13 protein-coding genes are annotated in these 17,703 nt (G+C 62.7%); 4 read left to right on the forward strand and 9 right to left on the reverse strand.

From position 1 onward, the window contains the following. Position 1: 1 nt before the first annotated feature. A complete protein-coding gene (locus MUN85_RS07025) occupies positions 2–451 on the forward strand; it encodes a DUF3093 domain-containing protein (protein WP_250506026.1) in 450 nt (149 codons plus the stop codon). Here the strand turns inward: MUN85_RS07025 and MUN85_RS07030 are convergent. Beyond that, positions 448–747, reverse strand: a complete 300-nt coding sequence (locus MUN85_RS07030; RefSeq protein WP_092561469.1) for a DUF4193 domain-containing protein — start codon at positions 745–747, stop codon at positions 448–450. The two genes, MUN85_RS07025 and MUN85_RS07030, sit on opposite strands and share 4 nt — an antisense overlap. A 231-nt stretch (positions 748–978) precedes the next feature. Between MUN85_RS07030 and sepH the strand changes: the two genes are divergently transcribed. After that, a complete protein-coding gene (sepH, locus tag MUN85_RS07035; RefSeq protein WP_250506027.1) occupies positions 979–1,965 on the forward strand; it encodes a septation protein SepH in 987 nt (328 codons plus the stop codon). Here the strand turns inward: sepH and MUN85_RS07040 are convergent. Genes MUN85_RS07040 through MUN85_RS07050 form a run of 3 tightly spaced genes read right to left on the reverse strand, consistent with a single transcriptional unit; the run spans position 1,962 to position 6,196 of the window. After that, entirely contained in the window at positions 1,962–3,059 is a 1,098-nt protein-coding gene (locus tag MUN85_RS07040) for an alkaline phosphatase family protein (protein ID WP_250506028.1), read from the reverse strand. The genes sepH and MUN85_RS07040 overlap by 4 nt on opposite strands. After that, positions 3,056–3,619 carry a DUF5998 family protein gene (locus tag MUN85_RS07045; protein WP_250506029.1) on the reverse strand — a complete coding sequence of 188 codons (564 nt, stop codon included), beginning with the start codon at positions 3,617–3,619 and terminating at the stop codon, positions 3,056–3,058. The genes MUN85_RS07040 and MUN85_RS07045 overlap by 4 nt, the downstream gene beginning before the upstream one ends. A gap of 30 nt (positions 3,620–3,649) precedes the next feature. Further along, positions 3,650–6,196, reverse strand: coding sequence for a GNAT family N-acetyltransferase (locus MUN85_RS07050; RefSeq protein ID WP_250506030.1), 2,547 nt, complete (start codon positions 6,194–6,196; stop codon positions 3,650–3,652). Positions 6,197–6,277: 81 nt separating this feature from the next. On the opposite strand from MUN85_RS07050, the gene MUN85_RS07055 reads away from it, so the two are divergent. Continuing rightward, a complete protein-coding gene (locus MUN85_RS07055) occupies positions 6,278–8,761 on the forward strand; it encodes a DNA gyrase/topoisomerase IV subunit A (protein WP_250506031.1) in 2,484 nt (827 codons plus the stop codon). Here the strand turns inward: MUN85_RS07055 and MUN85_RS12920 are convergent. Continuing rightward, positions 8,758–9,729 carry a GNAT family N-acetyltransferase gene (locus tag MUN85_RS12920; RefSeq protein WP_250506032.1) on the reverse strand — a complete coding sequence of 324 codons (972 nt, stop codon included), beginning with the start codon at positions 9,727–9,729 and terminating at the stop codon, positions 8,758–8,760. The genes MUN85_RS07055 and MUN85_RS12920 overlap by 4 nt on opposite strands. A 192-nt stretch (positions 9,730–9,921) precedes the next feature. Beyond that, the gene (locus MUN85_RS07065; RefSeq protein WP_250506033.1) at positions 9,922–12,030 is read right to left on the reverse strand and encodes a DNA gyrase/topoisomerase IV subunit B; all 2,109 of its coding nucleotides are present in this window, start codon (positions 12,028–12,030) and stop codon (positions 9,922–9,924) included. A gap of 142 nt (positions 12,031–12,172) precedes the next feature. On the opposite strand from MUN85_RS07065, the gene MUN85_RS07070 reads away from it, so the two are divergent. Next, positions 12,173–12,385 (forward strand): DUF7455 domain-containing protein, encoded by a 213-nt coding sequence (locus MUN85_RS07070; protein WP_092561453.1) that lies wholly within the window; start codon positions 12,173–12,175, stop codon positions 12,383–12,385. A gap of 57 nt (positions 12,386–12,442) precedes the next feature. On the opposite strand, the gene MUN85_RS07075 is transcribed toward MUN85_RS07070, so the two are convergent. The 3 genes from MUN85_RS07075 to gcvH form a co-directional block, all read right to left on the reverse strand. Further along, positions 12,443–14,257, reverse strand: coding sequence for an RNA polymerase sigma factor (locus MUN85_RS07075; RefSeq protein ID WP_250506034.1), 1,815 nt, complete (start codon positions 14,255–14,257; stop codon positions 12,443–12,445). Positions 14,258–14,451: 194 nt separating this feature from the next. After that, a complete protein-coding gene (gene gcvP / locus MUN85_RS07080; RefSeq protein WP_250506035.1) occupies positions 14,452–17,325 on the reverse strand; it encodes an aminomethyl-transferring glycine dehydrogenase in 2,874 nt (957 codons plus the stop codon). Continuing rightward, positions 17,322–17,693, reverse strand: coding sequence for a glycine cleavage system protein GcvH (gcvH, locus tag MUN85_RS07085; protein WP_092561447.1), 372 nt, complete (start codon positions 17,691–17,693; stop codon positions 17,322–17,324). The genes gcvP and gcvH overlap by 4 nt, the downstream gene beginning before the upstream one ends. Positions 17,694–17,703 lie beyond the last annotated feature (10 nt).

Consider the following 17,703-nt stretch of genomic DNA (forward strand, 5'->3'; position numbering starts at 1 on the left):
GGTGACTGTGACGCGCTATTCCTCCCGGTTAACGCCCCCGCCCCTCATGTTGATCGTCCTTGGTCTGCTCGGGGCGTCCTTCGGGCTCATCTTCGTCCCAGTCTCGACGACGCTGGCGTGGATCGTGGCGGTGATCGGAGGCCTCGTCGTGGTTGGTCTCCTCGTTGGCTCCGCTCCGGTCACCGTGGTGGAAGATGGGGAGCTGAAAGCCGGCGGAGCACACATCCCGCTGCATTTTCTTACCACCGCTGAAGAACTCGATGCCCCGGCGCTACGAGAAGCGATGGGGCCCGCGGCCGATACTCGAGCCTGGGTCGTCCACCGCCCGTGGGCTAGGTCCGCGGTGAAGGTCGGCATCGATGATCCGCGCGATCCCACGCCATATTGGCTGATATGCGTGAAGGACCCGCACCATTTGGTGCAGGTCCTTCACGAATCGGCGGTTCACTAACCGGCGCACTCCGCGCAAATCATCACGCCGCCCTCATCGGAGGCCAGCTGAGAAATGTGGTGGACGAGGAAACACTGCATGCAGGTAAACTCATCCGCCTGCGGGGGCAGGACGCGAACCGAGAGTTCCTCGTTCGACAAATCCGCACCGGGAAGTTCGAACCCTTCCGCGGCTTCGGTTTCGTCTTCGTCTACCGACGAGGATTGTGATTCACCGCGCCGCGCCTTGAGTTCTTCTAGCGACGACTCATTCATGTCGTCGTCGTTCTTGCGTGGGGCGTCGTAATCGGTGGCCATCGGGCGTCACGCTCCGCTTATCACTAGGGTGGCTGCTTCTCACGCACTGAAAGGTGCGTACCAGGGATTCTTACCATAAATTCGAACGCGATGCGCGCGCTGAAGCGCGATCCTGACGTGAGGGGTCCATCACCATAGGCGCTTGGCGCGCCTTAGCGAAGCGGAACGGCGCGCCGAGTGCTCCGATCGCTTCCGACCAGGTAGTGTTCAGGCGTAAGAGCGGGAGGTTTGATGACCAAGCTGAACTTTGTGTCACTCCAGTCCGATGGCACCCACATTGTCCTTTCCGACGACAATGGGAAGACGTATCACCTTCCCATCACTCCGGAGCTGCGCCATGCCCTGTGGCGGCCGAGCCCGGTTGTGCAATCCACACCTGCCAGCGGCACACCGAGCCTGCGCCCCCGCGATATTCAGGCAATGTTGCGCGCGGGAGCGAGCGTCGAAGAGGTCGCGGCCAACGGCAACGTGAGTGAAGAGCATGTCCGTCGCTACGAAGGTCCTATCGTCGCCGAACGGGACTGGGCGATTCAACAGGCCCGCGAATGCACAGTCGGCCATGAGCTCGGCGCGCCGACCCTCGGCGAGATCGTCGTGGACCGGCTCGCTGAACGCGGTGTCGATACAGACTCGTTGCGGTGGCACGCATTCCGCGAGTCCACGGAACCTTGGAATGTCACGGTGAGTTTCACTGCTGGCGGAAAAGAACGGGTGGCTCGCTGGCGTCTCGATATCGCAGCGCGGTCCGTCAAAGCCATGGAGGACGAAGCTCGGTGGCTGTCAGAAACAGACTCGGCCTCACCTCGAGCACGCCGCCACGTCCGTTCCTTTGATCCACTGGTTGATTCCGCCGAGAGCCCGGATGAGGGCGAGGAGAGCGGCGAGCAGAACACCGAATCGCTGCTGGATCATCTGGCGAAGAACCGCGGCCGTCGTCCGGACCCCTCCCCCTTCGGCGCGAGCGACGAGACCTCGGATCTGCTCTTTGGCGGGGGCGACGATATCCCTGCAGCTCACCCCTCCCGCCCCGAAGAGGCCAACGATGCGGTTGTCCTATCGTTTCCTGATCGGGAGCCGGAGCCGCCCGGCGAGAACGAGCTCGATATTGAGGTCGAGCGGACCGAGCGCCCAGAAAAGCCGAAAAAGTCCAAGAAATCCGGTCGCCGCTCAGTGCCGTCGTGGGACGAGATTGTTTTTGGCGGGAAGTCCGATAGCTAGCCGAGTTCCACAGCGAGCGGGACGGTCATTTCTGCCTCGCTCGTGGCGCCATGGGCGCCGACGAGTCGCATCTGGTTTTCGCTCATCCAGCGCGAATCGCTAATTCCCCAGGTTCCCTCGGCGACGATGGCGAAGTCACCAACCCGGGGTGCGACCCGCGCGCTGGCACCGCCAAGCGCTGCCAGCATGTCATCGCGTGACCACACGTGTGCGCAATCGCCGAGCCAGGCCGCTGTGCGCTGCGCAATCTCACCGACGCGGTCCGGCTCGTCGACGAAGACCTGCAGCATGCGTTCTTCGCCCGCAGTCACGCACTGAGTGGCGTGCGGACTCGCAGCAAAATCTCGTCGCTGCGAGATATCGACCATGCCGTGATCGGCCGTGATCGCCAATCCTGTATCGCGCGGTAGTGCTCTCGCGAGCGCGGACAGTTGCGCATCCACGTATTCAAGCTGAGCCGTCCATTCCTCTGATTCCCACCCGTGAACGTGTCCTACATGATCGAGGTCCGCCCAGTACAGATAGACGAGACGCGCACCCCCGTTGAGCTGGGCAAGGGCAGCCTGGACCCGCTCCTCGAAAGTCTCTGCGTACACCCCCCGCATGCCGCGCCAAGCCGCCAGGGTGAGCCCGGAATCCCGAAACTTTTCCGGGCCGACGGAGCACATGGTGCCGCGATGGTCCGCGCGCTGCGCGATCGTGGGCTCGGACTGCCACACCTCGGGCGTGACGGGCGAATCAGCGAACGACAGCAACTGGATACGTGACCCGCTTTCCGGGTCTCGCGCGGTAAAGCCGATCATGCCGGTGCGGCCGGGATCGTAGCCCGTCGCGAAACTTGTGATCGCGCAGGCGGTTGTGGATGGAACCGTCGTGCGCACCGATTGCAGGTGCCTACGCCGCAAGAACGGAATGTGCCCGCGGCGCGCCTCAAGCTGGGTCAGGCCCATGCCGTCGATGAGCACGACGATATAGCGGGAAGCCGCCGGCAGCCCGACGGCGTCGGCGGCCTGCTCCCAAGTGTCCTCGGCGACACTACTGACATAGCCGACGGTGTGCGCCGCAGCGGCGAGGATGTCGCGCAGGCGGATCATGAGATCGCGGCAAACTGGGCGCGCCGCAGCGCGCGAGCAAAATCGAGGGCCGCCGTTAATCGTTCGGCGCCATCCCCTTCCGCGCTGACGCGGATGACGATGTCTTCCTGGGCAGCGCCGCCATTGCCGTGGCTGCCAGCGCAATCGGGATCATCGCACGAGCTGAAGTCGATCACGATGCGCGAGGCGCCACCCCAACCAATCGCGAGCACCAGATCCGCTGCAGGACCGCCCTCGGCCGAGTGGCCATAGATGGCGTCCACGCTGAGGAGTTTCGTTAGCGGGACGGTCTGGACCTGGATGTGCACCTCTTCGCTCGATTCCGGAAACGGAAGGTCCGAGGCATAGACGTGAATGAGCCGGGAGGGCGTGACGACAAAGAGGTTGGCATAGCGCGCAATAGCGCCACGATCGAAGGTCGTTTGGGCGCCGGCGAAGAACCCTAAAATGTCTTCCTCAAACAGGCATTCCTCGAGATAACTCGCCATTGCGGCGGGGTGGAATGCGGCCTGATTGAGCTCGGCGATGACGTCACTCATCGTGCGCGTGGAAGTCGTCATGCCTCCCATTGTGGCACTGACCGCCGACTTTCACGCCGTCGGGCTACGAAGTGCGCGCCGGGCATCATCGCTGCGGTGGGCGTCTCGAACCGTCACGGATGCGCCCGCGACGTGCACCCCATTTTCCCCCACGATGACCGGATGCAGCCGGATCCGCGCGACATCCGCCAGGTCATCCTTGAGCAGTGACAACCGCGCGATGAGCTCTGCCAGGGCATCGATATCCAGCGGCGGCAATCCCCGGTAGCCCTTTAGCCGCACGGCGGCCGCGACCTCCTCAATGATCTGGTGCGAGTCGGCCTCGGTTAACGGCGCGATGCGGTAGGAGATGTCCTGCAAGATCTCTTCCGCATCGCCGGCGAGCGCAAAGGAGATGACCGGGCCATAGAGTGGGTCTTCCCAGGCGGAGACGACGCACGCCGCGCCGGCGGGCGCCATCGACTGCACGTCCCACCGCTCTTCTCCGCGCGCAAGGAAACGCCGAGCCGCAGCTCGCACCGCTTCGGGATCGCCAAGATCGAGTGCCACGCCCCCGAGATCCGCGCGATGCCGCAGCGCACTGCGGCCGGATTTCAAGACGACCGGGTATCCGAGTTTCTCCGCGGCCGCGAGCGATTCCTCCTCGGTGCTCGCTTCTATAGCTGGCAGTAGGTCGATGCCATAGCAGGCCAGCAGGTCCGCGCTCTGCTCCTCGCTCAAAGCCGCGTCCTCTTCTCCGGCCGCGGCCTCCACGAGGGCGTGTGCCTCGGATAGCTTGAGATCGTCAAAGGCGACGAGCTGCGCGTCTGCGAGTTCGCTGCGGCGTTGTTCAGCGTGCGATAACCGAGCCAGCACCGACAGCGCCGTTTCCGTGTCACCAAAGTGCGGCAGCGGCCCGGTCGGCGTCGGAATCCGATCCTCCCTGGTACCCCCGACGACCGCGACCCACGGCACGAGACGTTCGATGCCGAGCAGTTCATCGCGTGCATCGGCAAGGGCCCGCGTCTGCGTTTCGTTGACGGCGGTCAGCGCGACGATGACGGCATCGCACTCTCGCTGCAGGGCTTCGGCCTGAGCAGCAAAGGGCTCGAGACCTTCCAGGTCGATGTCGAGCCGAGCCGCCACCTGAAGCTCGTGTCGGCGCGCGGCGGCGGTGAGTGCAGTCGCCAGCGCTTCGGAGGAGGTGATGATCCCGAGCCGGGTGCCTGCCGGCACTCCCTGCTGCGCCGCGACCCGCGTCAGGTCCAGGATCTCGCGCGGTGAGCGGCTCGCGACGACGCCGGATTGCCACAGGATGTGGTGCAGCACGCGCGGGCCTTCGCTCGAGGTCGAGACGAGATGGCCGGGCAGCGTATCGGAGCCCACGCCCGCGGTGATGAGCGCGAACACGGGGCGCCCGGTAGCGAGGTGGCGCGCGATACGCGCGAATTTCCGCGCGTTTCCGACCGTATCGAGGCAGATGAGCGCCGGGCCCTCGCTCGGGTTCGCGGCCCAGTACTGCATCGTGTCATTGCCGGAAATATCGAGGCGGTGCCCGGCAGCAACCATCGTGCGCAGCGCGAGCCCGGAGGTCCGAATCCCCGTCAGCAACTGAACGGCCGCCTCCGCGCTCTGGACGAACAGGTCGACGTTGCCGCCCGTTGGCACCCCTGCCTCGATGGTCAGGTCCGTGCCGTCGATCGTCACGATGCCGTGGGAGGCCGGCCCGAGCAGGCGCATGCCCGCTCCCCTGGCGGCGCGCAGGATCCGCAGCGATGTTTCCGCATCGACGGTGTGGTGTCCCGAGTAGACGATCGCCGCTCGCACGCCGCGCTCACCCAGGTCATCGAGCACATCAGCCAGCTGTGGCGTGGGGGTCGAGATGAGGGCAAGCCGGCCAGCAAGGTCCGCCTCGCTCGCCCGCACGAGGTCCGCGCCGGATTCTAAGAGTCGTGCCGCCAGCGGCGCGAGGACCGCGCGTTCATCGTCGAGCAGCACGTAGGCGCCCGGCGCCATGAGCGCTTGCATCGCCAGCGCCTCGGAGTGTTGTTCGCGTTGCATCATGACGCGCCACGCTTCTGTTGTGGAGCGCAAATCGATCCGAATCTCGATGACGCCATCGTCGAGCGAGGTGTGCAGGCGATAGCCCGCATCCTTAAATACGTTAATCATCTTGCGGTTTTGCGGCATGACGAAGGCTTCGAACTCGTGGATCCCCAGCTCCCGGGCCGCCGCCGCCAGGTGATCGAACAGCACCGAGCCCAATCCCCTGCCGTGTTGCGAGTCAGCGACGTAGAACGCTACTTCCGCCACGCCATCGCGCGTCGTATTAAAGCCCCCGATCCCTGTCATGACCGCGTCTTTCCCACTGCCTTCGAACAGCGCGAGGGAAACATCGCGATGCTGGTCGACGTTCAGGAAATCCCTGACGTCCTTATCGGACAGATGCGAGCGCGGCGCAAAGAACCGGTAGTAGATCGAGGACTCCGACTGTCCGGCGTGCAGGGCGCGAAACGCGGCGTCATCCTCGGGCCGGACGGGGCGGATGTGCATCGTCGCGCCATCGCGCAGCACCACATCGGCTTCCCACTGGGCCGGATAGGGGTGTGTTGCCTCCATGTGCCCAGACTAACGCCTCCAATTGACCGCTTTGCCGTGTTGCACCCTAGAGTTTGGCGCGAAATCACGGATAATCACGACATGCCTAACCGCTCCAAGGAGCCCACCAGCGCGCAACAGATCGTGGATATCGACGTCTCGGCGGAGATGGAGTCCTCCTTCCTCGAATACGCCTACTCGGTCATCTACGCGCGCGCCCTGCCCGATGCCCGCGACGGCCTGAAACCGGTCCAACGCCGCATTCTTTATCAAATGGACCAGCTGGGGCTGCGCCCCGATAAGGGCCACGTCAAGTCCTCGCGCGTCGTCGGCGAGGTCATGGGTAAGCTCCACCCCCACTCTGATACCGCGATCTACGACGCGCTCGTGCGCATGGCGCAGGACTTCTCGCTGCGGCTGCCGCTCGTCGATGGCCACGGCAACTTCGGTTCCCTCGACGACGGTCCGGCCGCCCCGCGCTATACCGAAGCTCGGCTCGCCGCCGCAGCACTCGCCATGACCGATTCGCTTGGCGAGGATACGGTCGACTTCGTCCCGAACTATGACAACCAGTACACCCAGCCCGCCGTGCTACCCGCGGCGATCCCGAACCTCTTGGTCAACGGCGCATCCGGCATCGCCGTCGGCATGGCGACGAATATGGCCCCCCACAACCTGGGCGAAGTCATCGCCGCCGCGCGCCACCTGATTGAGCATCCGGACGCGAGTTTGGATGACCTCATGAACTTCGTGCCGGGCCCCGACCTGCCCGGTGGCGGCAAGATCGTTGGCCTCGACGGCATCCGCGAGGCCTATGCCACCGGTCGCGGTTCCTTCCGCACGCGCGCGACCGCGCGGATCGAGAACGTCACGCCCCGCAAGAAGGGGATCGTCGTCACCGAGTTGCCCTACCTCGTCGGCCCCGAGCGCGTCATCGAGCGGATCAAGGACGCCGTCGACAAAAAGCGCATCACCGGCATTTCCGCGGTCACCGACCTGACCGACCGGCACCACGGGCTTCGGCTCGTCATCGAGGTCAAGAATGCCTTTAACCCCGAGGCCGTGCTCGAAAAGCTCTATCGCGCGACCCCGCTGGAAGAGTCCTTCGGCATGAACAACGTGGCGCTCGTTGACGGTCGCCCCCAAACCCTGGGCCTGAAGGAGCTCCTGCAGGTCTACGTCGATCACCGCATCGACGTCGTGCGTCGCCGCTCGCAATACCGGCTCAACCAGCGCCAAGAGCGGCTCCACCTCATCGAGGGCCTGCTCATCGCGATCGCCGATATCGACGAGGTCATCCAGGTCATTCGGTCCTCGGAGACGGCGGATGAAGCGCGCTCCCGCCTCATGATGGTCTTTGACCTGTCCCAACCGCAGGCCGAGTACATCCTCGAGCTGCGCCTGCGCCGCCTCACAAAGTTCTCGCGCATTGAGCTGCAAGGACAGGCCGAAGAGCTCGCGCGCGAGATCGCGGAGCTGGAAGAAATCCTCGGCTCCGATCAGCGGCTGCGGGAGGTGGTCTCCGACGAGCTCGCTCGCATCGCAATCGAACATGGCACGCCGCGCCGAACCGTCCTACTGGAATCGGCCGGCACGCCACGCACCGCCGCCGACCCGGCCGTGCCCCTGCAAGTGCCCGATGTACCGGCCACGATCATGTTGTCAACGACCGGCCTGCTCGCCCGCCTCGACGCGCCCGATGCGGGCCTCGCTGCTGCCGATGACCAGCTGCCACTGGAAGACGACGCCCCCGCCATCTCGCGTTCGGGAGCGCGCGGCGCTCACGATGCTCTGGTGGCGACGGTGCGCGCCCGCTCGCATGGGGAGGTCGGCGTTGTCCTGTCCTCGGGACAGGTCCAGCGCATCAACGTCCTCGATATTCCTGCTCTCGCGGTCACCGGCTCCGCCCCCTCGCTCGCAGGCGGTGTGCCGGCAGGAGAGCTCGTGAGCATCCCGGCGGGTGAGTCGATCGTGGGGCTTATCGACGTCGCCGACGATTCCGCGATCAACGTCCTTGCCACCCGAGACGGCAAGATCAAACGCCTGGCGACCAAGGACTTCCCGAAGAACGCCGATGCCTTTGACATCGTGAACCTTGCCGACGGCGATCGCGTCATCGGCACGGGACGCACCTACGCCGAGGATGATCGCCTCATCCTGGTTACGAGCGACGCCCAGCTCCTGCATTTTGCTGCCGATGCCGTTCGTCCCCAGGGCCGCGGCGCCGGCGGCATGGCGGGCATCAAACTCGCCGAGGGTGCTCACGCCATAGCCCTCGCGGTCGTCTCCGATGCGGAGATCGCGGCCGCAAGCGTTGTCACCGTCGCGGGCAGTTTCGAACATCCAATGGCCGACCAGTTCGTCAAGGTCACCCCGCTCGATCGCTATCCCGGCAAGGGACGGGCGACCATGGGCGTTCGCGCCCATCGCATCCGCAGCGGTCACGACGGACTGGTGCGCGCGTGGGTTGGGTTAGATCCTCGCGCAGTCGGCAGTGCTGGCCAGGCGCTGGAATTGCCGGAGCTCGACGAACGTCGCGACGGTTCGGGCGTGCCCGCGGCGGGCGCGATCGCAGGAATCGGCTAAAGCTCGACGACGTACTGCGTCGTCGTGTGGGTCGGCTCAAAGCCGAGGGTCGCAAAGACCTGCTGGGCGCCCGTCGGGTTTTGGTTATCCGCGTCGAGTCCGGCGTATTCCATGCCGTCGCGACGCATCGCCTTCATCGATTTCACGAGCAGCGATTTTGCGACGCCCTGGCTGCGCCACTCCTCGAGGACCCCGATCGCTTCGATGTAGCCTTCGGACCAGCCGAGAGCCGTCCAGTCCTCTTCCCACTTTGCTGCGAGCACGTACCCGGCGATTCGCGCCCGGTCGGTGGAGCGGTCAACCGCGACGTAGGACCATTCCGGCACGAACCGTTCGCGTGCGCGGGTCCATTCCTTCTGGCTCACGGCCATGTCTTCGCCCGCCTGCTCAAAGGCGAGGTCGTGAACCTGCTTGACAGCATCGTGAAGCTCTTCGGTCCAGGGCTCGATACGTACGTGCGAGGGGACCTCGATCTTCGGCAGGTCATCGTCCAGCTGCCGTCGCATCTGGGTCACCACGCCGTGAGCGACGAAACCGTGGCCGCTGAGGAGCTCGTGCGAACCAGATTCGGATTCGTCGACGTGGATTTGAACGTATGCCGGCACGCCCCGAGCGCGTTCACTGACAAGGCTCCGTGCGGCCGCCACTTGCCAGGACAGCAGCTTGGTGGCGATCTCGGCGTCGCGCGCATTGGGATGGATGGTGCCCGACAGTGTCGCTACTTCAAAGGGCGCATCAAAGTCGGGAATCCGAACAAAGCCGTACGCGAGGAGATCATTGCCGTGGAATCCGCCGACGGAGTTGGTCGTATAACCGGGCGCAAACAGTTCGCTGAGCTCACCGCTCGTGGTGCGAAATGGCGGGTTTTCGACGTCCTCAACATCGGAGACGAGCTGCATCAACCGAGAATGGTCATCGGCTCGAAGCGGGCGCCACAGGAGGTTTCCCACGCCCTGGAGGTCAGGCACCGAACTGCTGGCAGGACTGCGCTTGGCGCGCCGCGCCTCTGTCAGCTGCTGAAACTTGCTGCGTAACCCGAATGTGGCCCGGTCTGGGGGTTCGTGATAGTGATGCGAGCGGCTCAGTTTCGGGTTGTGGCCGTAATCGCCCACGCGCCATCCTCCCTTCAACAACTAACGGTAATGTGCCTCAGCATATCGCTATGCGTCGATCTGCTCCTGCGAAACCTGATCCGCACCCGCCACAATGAACTCCTTGCGCGGGGCGACATCCGACCCCATGAGGAGCTCAAAGATCCGCTCGGCAGTGAGCAGCGCGTCCTCGTCTGCCATCGAGATTCGCCGCAGGGTCCGGTGGGCCGGATCCATCGTCGTTTCTGACAGCTGGTCGGCGTCCATTTCGCCTAAGCCCTTGTACCGCTGGATCGGCTCCTTGTAGGTCCGTCCTTGCTTCTCAAGTTGCGCCAGCGTGCGATGGAGCTCTGCATCGGAGTAGATGTATTTCACTTCGCGCTTGCGCCGGCCCTTGGCATTGATGTCGAGCCGGAACAGCGGCGGCACCGCGGCATACACGCGACCGGCTTCCACAAGCGGTCGCATGTAGCGGAAGAAGAGCGTGAGTAACAGGGTACGGATATGCGCGCCGTCGACATCGGCGTCGGTCATGATGATGATCTTGCCGTAGCGGGCCGCATCGAGGTCGAATGTGCGCCCCGATCCGGCACCTATCACCTGGATGATCGCCGAGCATTCTGCGTTCTTCAGGATGTCTGCTGGGCTCGCCTTCTGGACATTCAAGATCTTGCCTCGGATTGGCAGGAGCGCTTGGAATTCCGAGGAGCGCGCTAGCTTGGCGGTACCGAGGGCCGAATCGCCCTCAACGATGAACAGCTCGGAGTCCTCAACGCTCTTGGTTCGGCAGTCCGCGAGCTTCGCTGGCAGGGCACTTGACTCAAGGGCGTTCTTGCGACGAGAAATCTCCTTGTGCATCCGGGCCGATACCCGAGCACGCATTTCGCCAATGATCTTTTCCATCAGCTGCGTGGATTGCAGCTTGGCGTCGCGCTTATTTGAGGCAAGGAGCGCGCCCAATTGCTCATCGACGACACCGGCGACGATGGCGCGTACCTGCGGAGTGCCCAGGACCTCCTTGGTTTGGCCCTCGAATTGCGGTTCCTCAAGGGAAACCGTGACGACAGCCGTCAGACCCGCGAGGATGTCATCCTTTTCGATCTTCGGATCTTTTGCCGTGTACTTCAGCCGCCGCGCGTTGGCGTCGATTGCTTTGCGGATCGTGCGGGTTAGTCCCTGTTCGAAGCCCTGGATGTGGGTGCCGCCCTTGGGGGTGGCGATGATGTTGACGAATGAGCGGACGAGCGTATCGAAGCCACTACCCCACCGCAGCGCGATGTCGACCGTGCAGTTGCGTTCCACGTCCTTGGGCTTGAGACGACCATTCTTATCAAGCTGTTGCACCGTTTCGGTGAACTTGCGGGTCTCTCGCAGTCGCCAGGTATTGGTCACCGCGGCATCGTGCGACAGATAGTCGACAAAGTCCACGACTCCGCCATCGTGGCGGAATTCCTCTCGGACAGGCTCTTCGCCCCTGCGGTCTTCAACGATGAGGGTCAGCCCTGGGACCAGGAATGACGTCTGGCACGCGCGCTCCGTGATCGTGGTGAGGTTGAAGTGCTCCGACTCGGGGAAGATCTGGCGGTCAGGCCAGAACCGAACACGGGTACCGGTCTTCTTTTTGGCGATTCGCCCAAAGCTGCGCAGCCTCGATGAGGAGGTAAACGGGGTGAAGGTTGCTTCCGGGTTCGGCTCTCCCGTGTCGACGAATTCGCCTGGTTCACCTCGCCGGAAACTCATCGCGTGCGTTTTGCCACCACGATCAACTTCGACATCGACTCGCGCCGAGAGCGCATTGACCACGCTCGCGCCGACGCCATGCAGACCGCCGGATGCCGCGTAGGATCCGCCGCCGAATTTACCGCCGGCGTGAAGCTTGGTGTAGACGACCTCTACACCGGAAAGCCCTAGGCCAGCGACCTCATCAACCGGGATTCCGCGGCCATCGTCTCGAACTTCGACGGAATCGTCATCACGCAAGATGATTTCAATCGTCGAGGCATAGCCCCCGATCGCCTCATCCACGCCGTTATCGATGATCTCCCAGACGCAGTGCATGAGCCCGCGAGAATCGGTGGAGCCGATGTACATGCCGGGGCGTTTGCGAACTGCCTCCAGGCCTTCGAGGACTTGGAGGTGGCGGGCTGTATAGCTGGAGCGTTGGGACACATCGGTCATCGTAATTCAGAGCGCTGACATTACTGGCAATGGCGCGCTATCGGCTAGATAATCAGGCATGTCTCACGTACCTCGTTCAGCCCATTGCGAAGATCTGTGGATGAGAGTCTCGCTTCCGGGCAAACAGTGATTGCATGGAGACATGGAAACGACCACTGCACCCACGAAAGAGTTGGAACCGCTTTCGGCTTCCGACCGTTGCGACGCCTGTGGTGCGCAGGCTTACGTGCACTACGGCCTTGATACGGGCGAGCTGTACTTTTGTGGTCACCACGCACGGCTGTACTCGGAGAGTCTGAGCGGTCGCGGCGTGGTACTGCGAGACGAGACGGCGAAGCTGTCCGAAACGCCCTAATCCTACGAAGCAAAAAACTCGGGGCGAGCCGTGAGCTCGCCCCGAGTTTTTTGGTGCCTAGTCCAAGTAGTCACGCAGCACTTGGCTGCGGGAGGGATGGCGAAGTTTGGACATCGTCTTGGATTCGATCTGACGGATCCGCTCACGCGTCACACCGTAGACCTTGCCAATTTCGTCCAACGTCTTCGGCTGGCCATCGTTGAGTCCAAAGCGCATCGAGATCACTCCGGCCTCACGCTCCGAAAGCGTATCGAGCACTGCATGGAGCTGTTCTTGGAGCATCAGGAAGGAGACGGCATCCGCCGGCACGATCGCCTCGGAGTCCTCGATGAGGTCACCGAACTCGCTGTCACCGTCTTCGCCGAGCGGGGTGTGCAGGGAGATGGGTTCGCGGCCATACTTTTGAACCTCGACGACCTTCTCGGGAGTCATATCGAGTTCCTGAGCAAGCTCTTCTGGTGTAGGTTCGCGCCCAAGATCCTGGAGCATCTGGCGCTGGACACGGGCGAGCTTGTTGATGACCTCAACCATGTGGACCGGGATGCGGATCGTGCGAGCCTGGTCCGCCATCGCCCGGGTGATGGCCTGCCGGATCCACCACGTGGCATAGGTGGAGAACTTGTAGCCCTTCGTGTAGTCAAATTTCTCAACTGCACGGATGAGACCGAGGTTGCCTTCCTGGATGAGATCAAGGAAGAGCATTCCGCGTCCGGTGTAGCGCTTGGCAAGCGAAACCACGAGTCGAAGGTTTGCTTCGAGAAGGTGGTTCTTCGCATCCTTCCCATCAGCAGCGATCCACATCAGTTCACGCTTGAACTTTCGATCGATCGCGTCGCCTTCTTTTTCCAGCTTGTCTTCGGCAAACAAGCCAGCTTCAATGCGCTTTGCAAGATCGACTTCCTGCTCAGCGTTCAGCAGCGCAACCTTGCCAATCTGCTTGAGATAGTCCTTGACTGGGTCGGCGGTAGCGCCGGCAGTAACGACCTGCTGAGCCGGGCCATCATCGTCTCGATCGGAAACAACGAAACCGCGGTCTTCCTTCTTCGTCCTAACGGACTTCTCGGCCGGAGCCTCTTCTTCGTTCTCTTCTTCCGCTTCTTCTTCGTCCTCTGCCGAATCAGCAGAGTCCGCCGATTCCGCCGATTCAACAGAATCAGTCAGATCGATTTCTTCTTCGTCGATCTCCTCATCGGGAGTCAACGCAGAGTCGTCCGTGGTGACCTCGTCAAGATCAGAGTCCTTAAGGGTCGCTTTCGGGTCCTTCGCCTTGGCTTCTTCGGCAGCGGTCGTCTTCGCTGTCGATTTCTTCGCCGGCGCCTTTTTCGCTGGAGCCTTCTTGGCAGCCGTCTTCGCAGCCGTCTCAGTGGTCTTGGCGGGAGCCTTCTTGGCCGGAGCCTTCTTGGCAGCCGTCTCAGTGGTCTTGGCGGGAGCCTTCTTGGCCGGAGCCTTCTTGGCAGCCGTCTCAGTGGTCTTGGCGGGAGCCTTCTTGGCCGGAGCCTTCTTGGCAGTGGCCTTCGAGGCTGCTGTCTCAGTTTTTTTCGCCGCGGCAGTCTTGGCGGGAGCCTTCTTCGCGGGTGCCTTCTTGGCAGCGGTCTTGGGAGCAGCTTCGGCGGTCTTGGCCGGGGCCTTCTTCGCCGGAGCCTTCTTGGCGGGAGCCTTCGCGGTCGTTTCCGCATCCTTCGCGGGCGCCTTTGCAGTCGCGGTCTTCGTCGCTGGCTTGGCGGTAGTCTTCTTCGCCGCGGTCTTCGTCGCTGGCTTGGCGGTAGTCTTCTTCGCTGGCGCCTTCGCTGAGGTCTTCTTGGCGGCAGCTGAGGTTGAACTCTTCTTCGCTGTAGTGGTCTTGGTATCCGATGCTGAGGAAGTGGAGGACACTAGGGGCCTTTCCATACAGAGAATTAAAAACGCGACGGCACTTTCCGCGCCGCCGCCTACAATTATAGACCTTAGGCACTAAGAGCCGCCTTGTCAAGGGCTCATTCCCCGCATGATTTCGGCATTTATCGCTGCTCGCGAAAGCAGCGACGCGGCCATCACCTGTGCGAGATGGCCGCGTCGCTGGCTGGGACCTAGTCTTGCTCGTACGCCTCAATCGGCGGACACGAACAGGTGAGGTTCCGGTCTCCCCATGCACCATCGATGCGGCGGACGGGTGGCCAGTACTTGCTGGCAATCGCGGATGCCAGTGCAACCGCATCCTCGCCACGGTTCGATACCGAGTACGCACCCGCATACACCGCGACTTCTCGCGAATACGGGTGAGTCCATTCACCGACGAGTGCGCAATGGGCAGTGTGCGGCGCGTTGACGAGCGGATTGTCGTCCGCTGGCCATTCGCCACTCTTGACCCGCATGGCCTCCTCGTGGATCAGGATCATCGCTTCGCAGAAGCGATCGATCTCGCCCTTGTCTTCCGACTCTGTCGGTTCGACCATGAGTGTTCCTGCCACGGGGAAGGACATCGTCGGGGCGTGGAAGCCGTAGTCCATGAGCCGCTTAGCGACATCGTCAACCGTGATACCGGTTTCCTTCTTCAGCGGTCGCAGGTCCAAGATGCACTCGTGAGCGACAAGATCGTTTTGGCCCTTGTACAGCACGGGGAAGTACGGATCGAGTCGCTTAGCGATGTAATTGGCGGAAGCCACAGCCGTTGCCGTTGCCTGACGCAATCCATCGGCTCCCAGAAGGGCTAGGTATGCCCACGGGATGGGAAGGATCGAGGCGGAACCGTAAGGCGCCGACGACACTGCCCCCTCTTTACGATCTGGCAGGGCACGATGCCCTGGCAGGAACGGGCGTAGATGCTCGCGAGCATGCACCGGCCCTACTCCGGGGCCGCCACCGCCGTGCGGGATCGCGAACGTCTTGTGCAGGTTCAGGTGCGAGACATCTCCCCCAAACTTTCCGGGACGCGCAACCGCCACCAACGCATTGAGGTTCGCGCCATCGATGTAGACCTGGCCGCCGTGCTCATGCACGATTGCGCAAATCTCTTCGACTGCTGCCTCATAGACCCCGTGGGTCGATGGGTAGGTGATCATGATCGCGCCGAGCCGCTCGGCGTGCTTTTCGCACTTTGCCTTGAGGTCCTCGACATCGACGTTGCCATTGTCATCGCACGCCACAACGACGACCTGCATGCCGGCGAGTGCCGCCGAAGCAGCGTTCGTCCCGTGGGCGCTGGATGGGATGAGGCAGATTCGGCGGTCGGTGTCACCGCGCGAATCGTGGTAGGCGCGAATTGCCAGCAGCCCCGCGAATTCACCTTGAGCTCCCGAGTTAGGCTGCAGGCTCCCGCAGTCATAACCGGTGATGGCGTTTAGCCACCCGGTGAGCTCTTCGATCATCTCGCGGTATCCGATGCTGTCAGATTCCGGGCAAAGCGGATGCAGTCCAGCGAACTTCGGCCACGTAATTGCTGCCATCTCAACCGCGGAGTTGAGCTTCATCGTGCACGAACCGAGCGGGATCATCCCCCGGTCGAGAGCGTAGTCCTTGTCGGATAGTCGACGAAGATAACGCATCAGCTGCGTTTCGGTGTGATGGGAGTTGAAGACCGGATGTGACATGTAGTCGATCTCGCGGATCTTCTCTACACCAAGCGTGTAGTCAGGCGTCTGCGCCTCGCCCTCGGTGCCGAACTCGGCCAGTGTCTTGACGATGAGGTCGATCGTCTCATCGCTTGTCATCTCATCAGTCGACAACCGTAGTCGGTTATCTTCCTGATAAGCCAAGATGCCGGCTTCATACAGGGCTTCGAGCGCTGCGTCGGCCTGGTCCTTCAGGTCGAGTTCGATCGTGTCAAAGAACGCGCCGTGAACGATCGTGATCCCGAGATCGGCGAGACCGCGCGCCAGGGAGATCGCCTTCGCGTGAACTTCCTCTGCCATGGCCTGCAGGCCACGAGGACCGTGCCACACGGCATACATCGATGCCATGACGGCGAGGAGTACCTGCGCCGTGCAAATGTTGCTGGTCGCCTTTTCGCGCCGGATGTGCTGTTCTCGCGTTTGCAGAGCGAGACGGAACGCGGGGGTACCATCGGCGTCCTTTGAGACGCCGACGAGACGTCCGGGCAGCTGACGTTGCAGCTTTTCGCGCACGGAAAGGTAGCCCGCGTGCGGACCACCAAAGCCCATGGGTACGCCAAAGCGCTGCGTAGTGCCTGCCGCAATGTCGGCTCCCAATGAACCTGCTGAGGGCAGCACCGTTGCAGCGAGGAGGTCTTGCACGATGATGACTAGAGCGCCGGCACCGTGCGCAGCTTCAGCAAGGGCACGCACATCTTCTGCAGGGCGGACTCGACCCGAGGCTCCCGGGTACTGGATGACGACGGCGAAGACGTCATACAGGTCCGTCCCAGGTTGAAGATCAGAGATTTCCACCTCAACGTCGGCCGCTTCGGTTCGCGTCTTGACCACATCGAGCGTCGTCGCAAAGAGGTCCGAATCGATCAGGACCTTGCTTCCCTTGCGCGAAGCTCGGCGGGCGAGCGCAATGGCCTCAGCAACCGCGGTTCCCTCATCCAGCATCGACGCTCCAGCGACGTCGGTTCCCGTGAGTTCGGCGACGACGGTTTGGAAGTTCAGGAGCGCTTCCAAGCGACCTTGCGAGATCTCCGGCTGGTAGGGCGTGTAAGCCGTATACCACGCCGGATTTTCGAGCACGTTACGTTGGATTACCGCTGGTGTGCGGGTGTTGTAGTAGCCCTGCCCGATCAGCGAGGTGTTGACAATGTTCTTGTCCGCATACCGCTGCAGCCGAGCGATCACACCTGCCGGAGAATCAGCATCGGGGATCCCATCGGAGAAATCCTCGTACAGAATGTTGCTTGGAACCGCGGCGTTGATGAGCTCCTCAAGATCTCCATAGCCCAGAGCAGCTAAGAGATCGACTTGCTCCTCCCCTGTCGGTCCAATGTGACGGGTGGCGAAGCTGGTCACTGACCGCCACCTGCCGTCAGCTCTTCGTATCCGGCTGCGTCGAGCAGTTCGCCTTCTTCTTCGACGTTCACCTTGAACAGCCAACCAGCCCCAAACGGATCCGAGTTCACCGTCTCCGGCGCATCAACGACATCGTCGTTGACTTCTTCGACGGTGCCGGTCACCGGGGAGATGAGGTCTGAAACTGACTTCGTGGACTCGATCTCACCGCAGGTTTCCCCTGCAGTGACTTCGGAGCCGACCTCAGGCAGATCGACGTACACAACGTCGCCGAGGGCATCGGCCGCGAAATCGGTGATGCCTACCGTGCCGTCTTCGGCAATCCACTCGTGGTCAGAGCTGTACTTACGATCAGTGGGGAAAGCCATGATTCTCCTT

It is taken from the genome of Bowdeniella massiliensis, assembly GCF_023634005.1.
GTDB classification, from domain to species: domain Bacteria; phylum Actinomycetota; class Actinomycetes; order Actinomycetales; family Actinomycetaceae; genus Bowdeniella; species Bowdeniella massiliensis.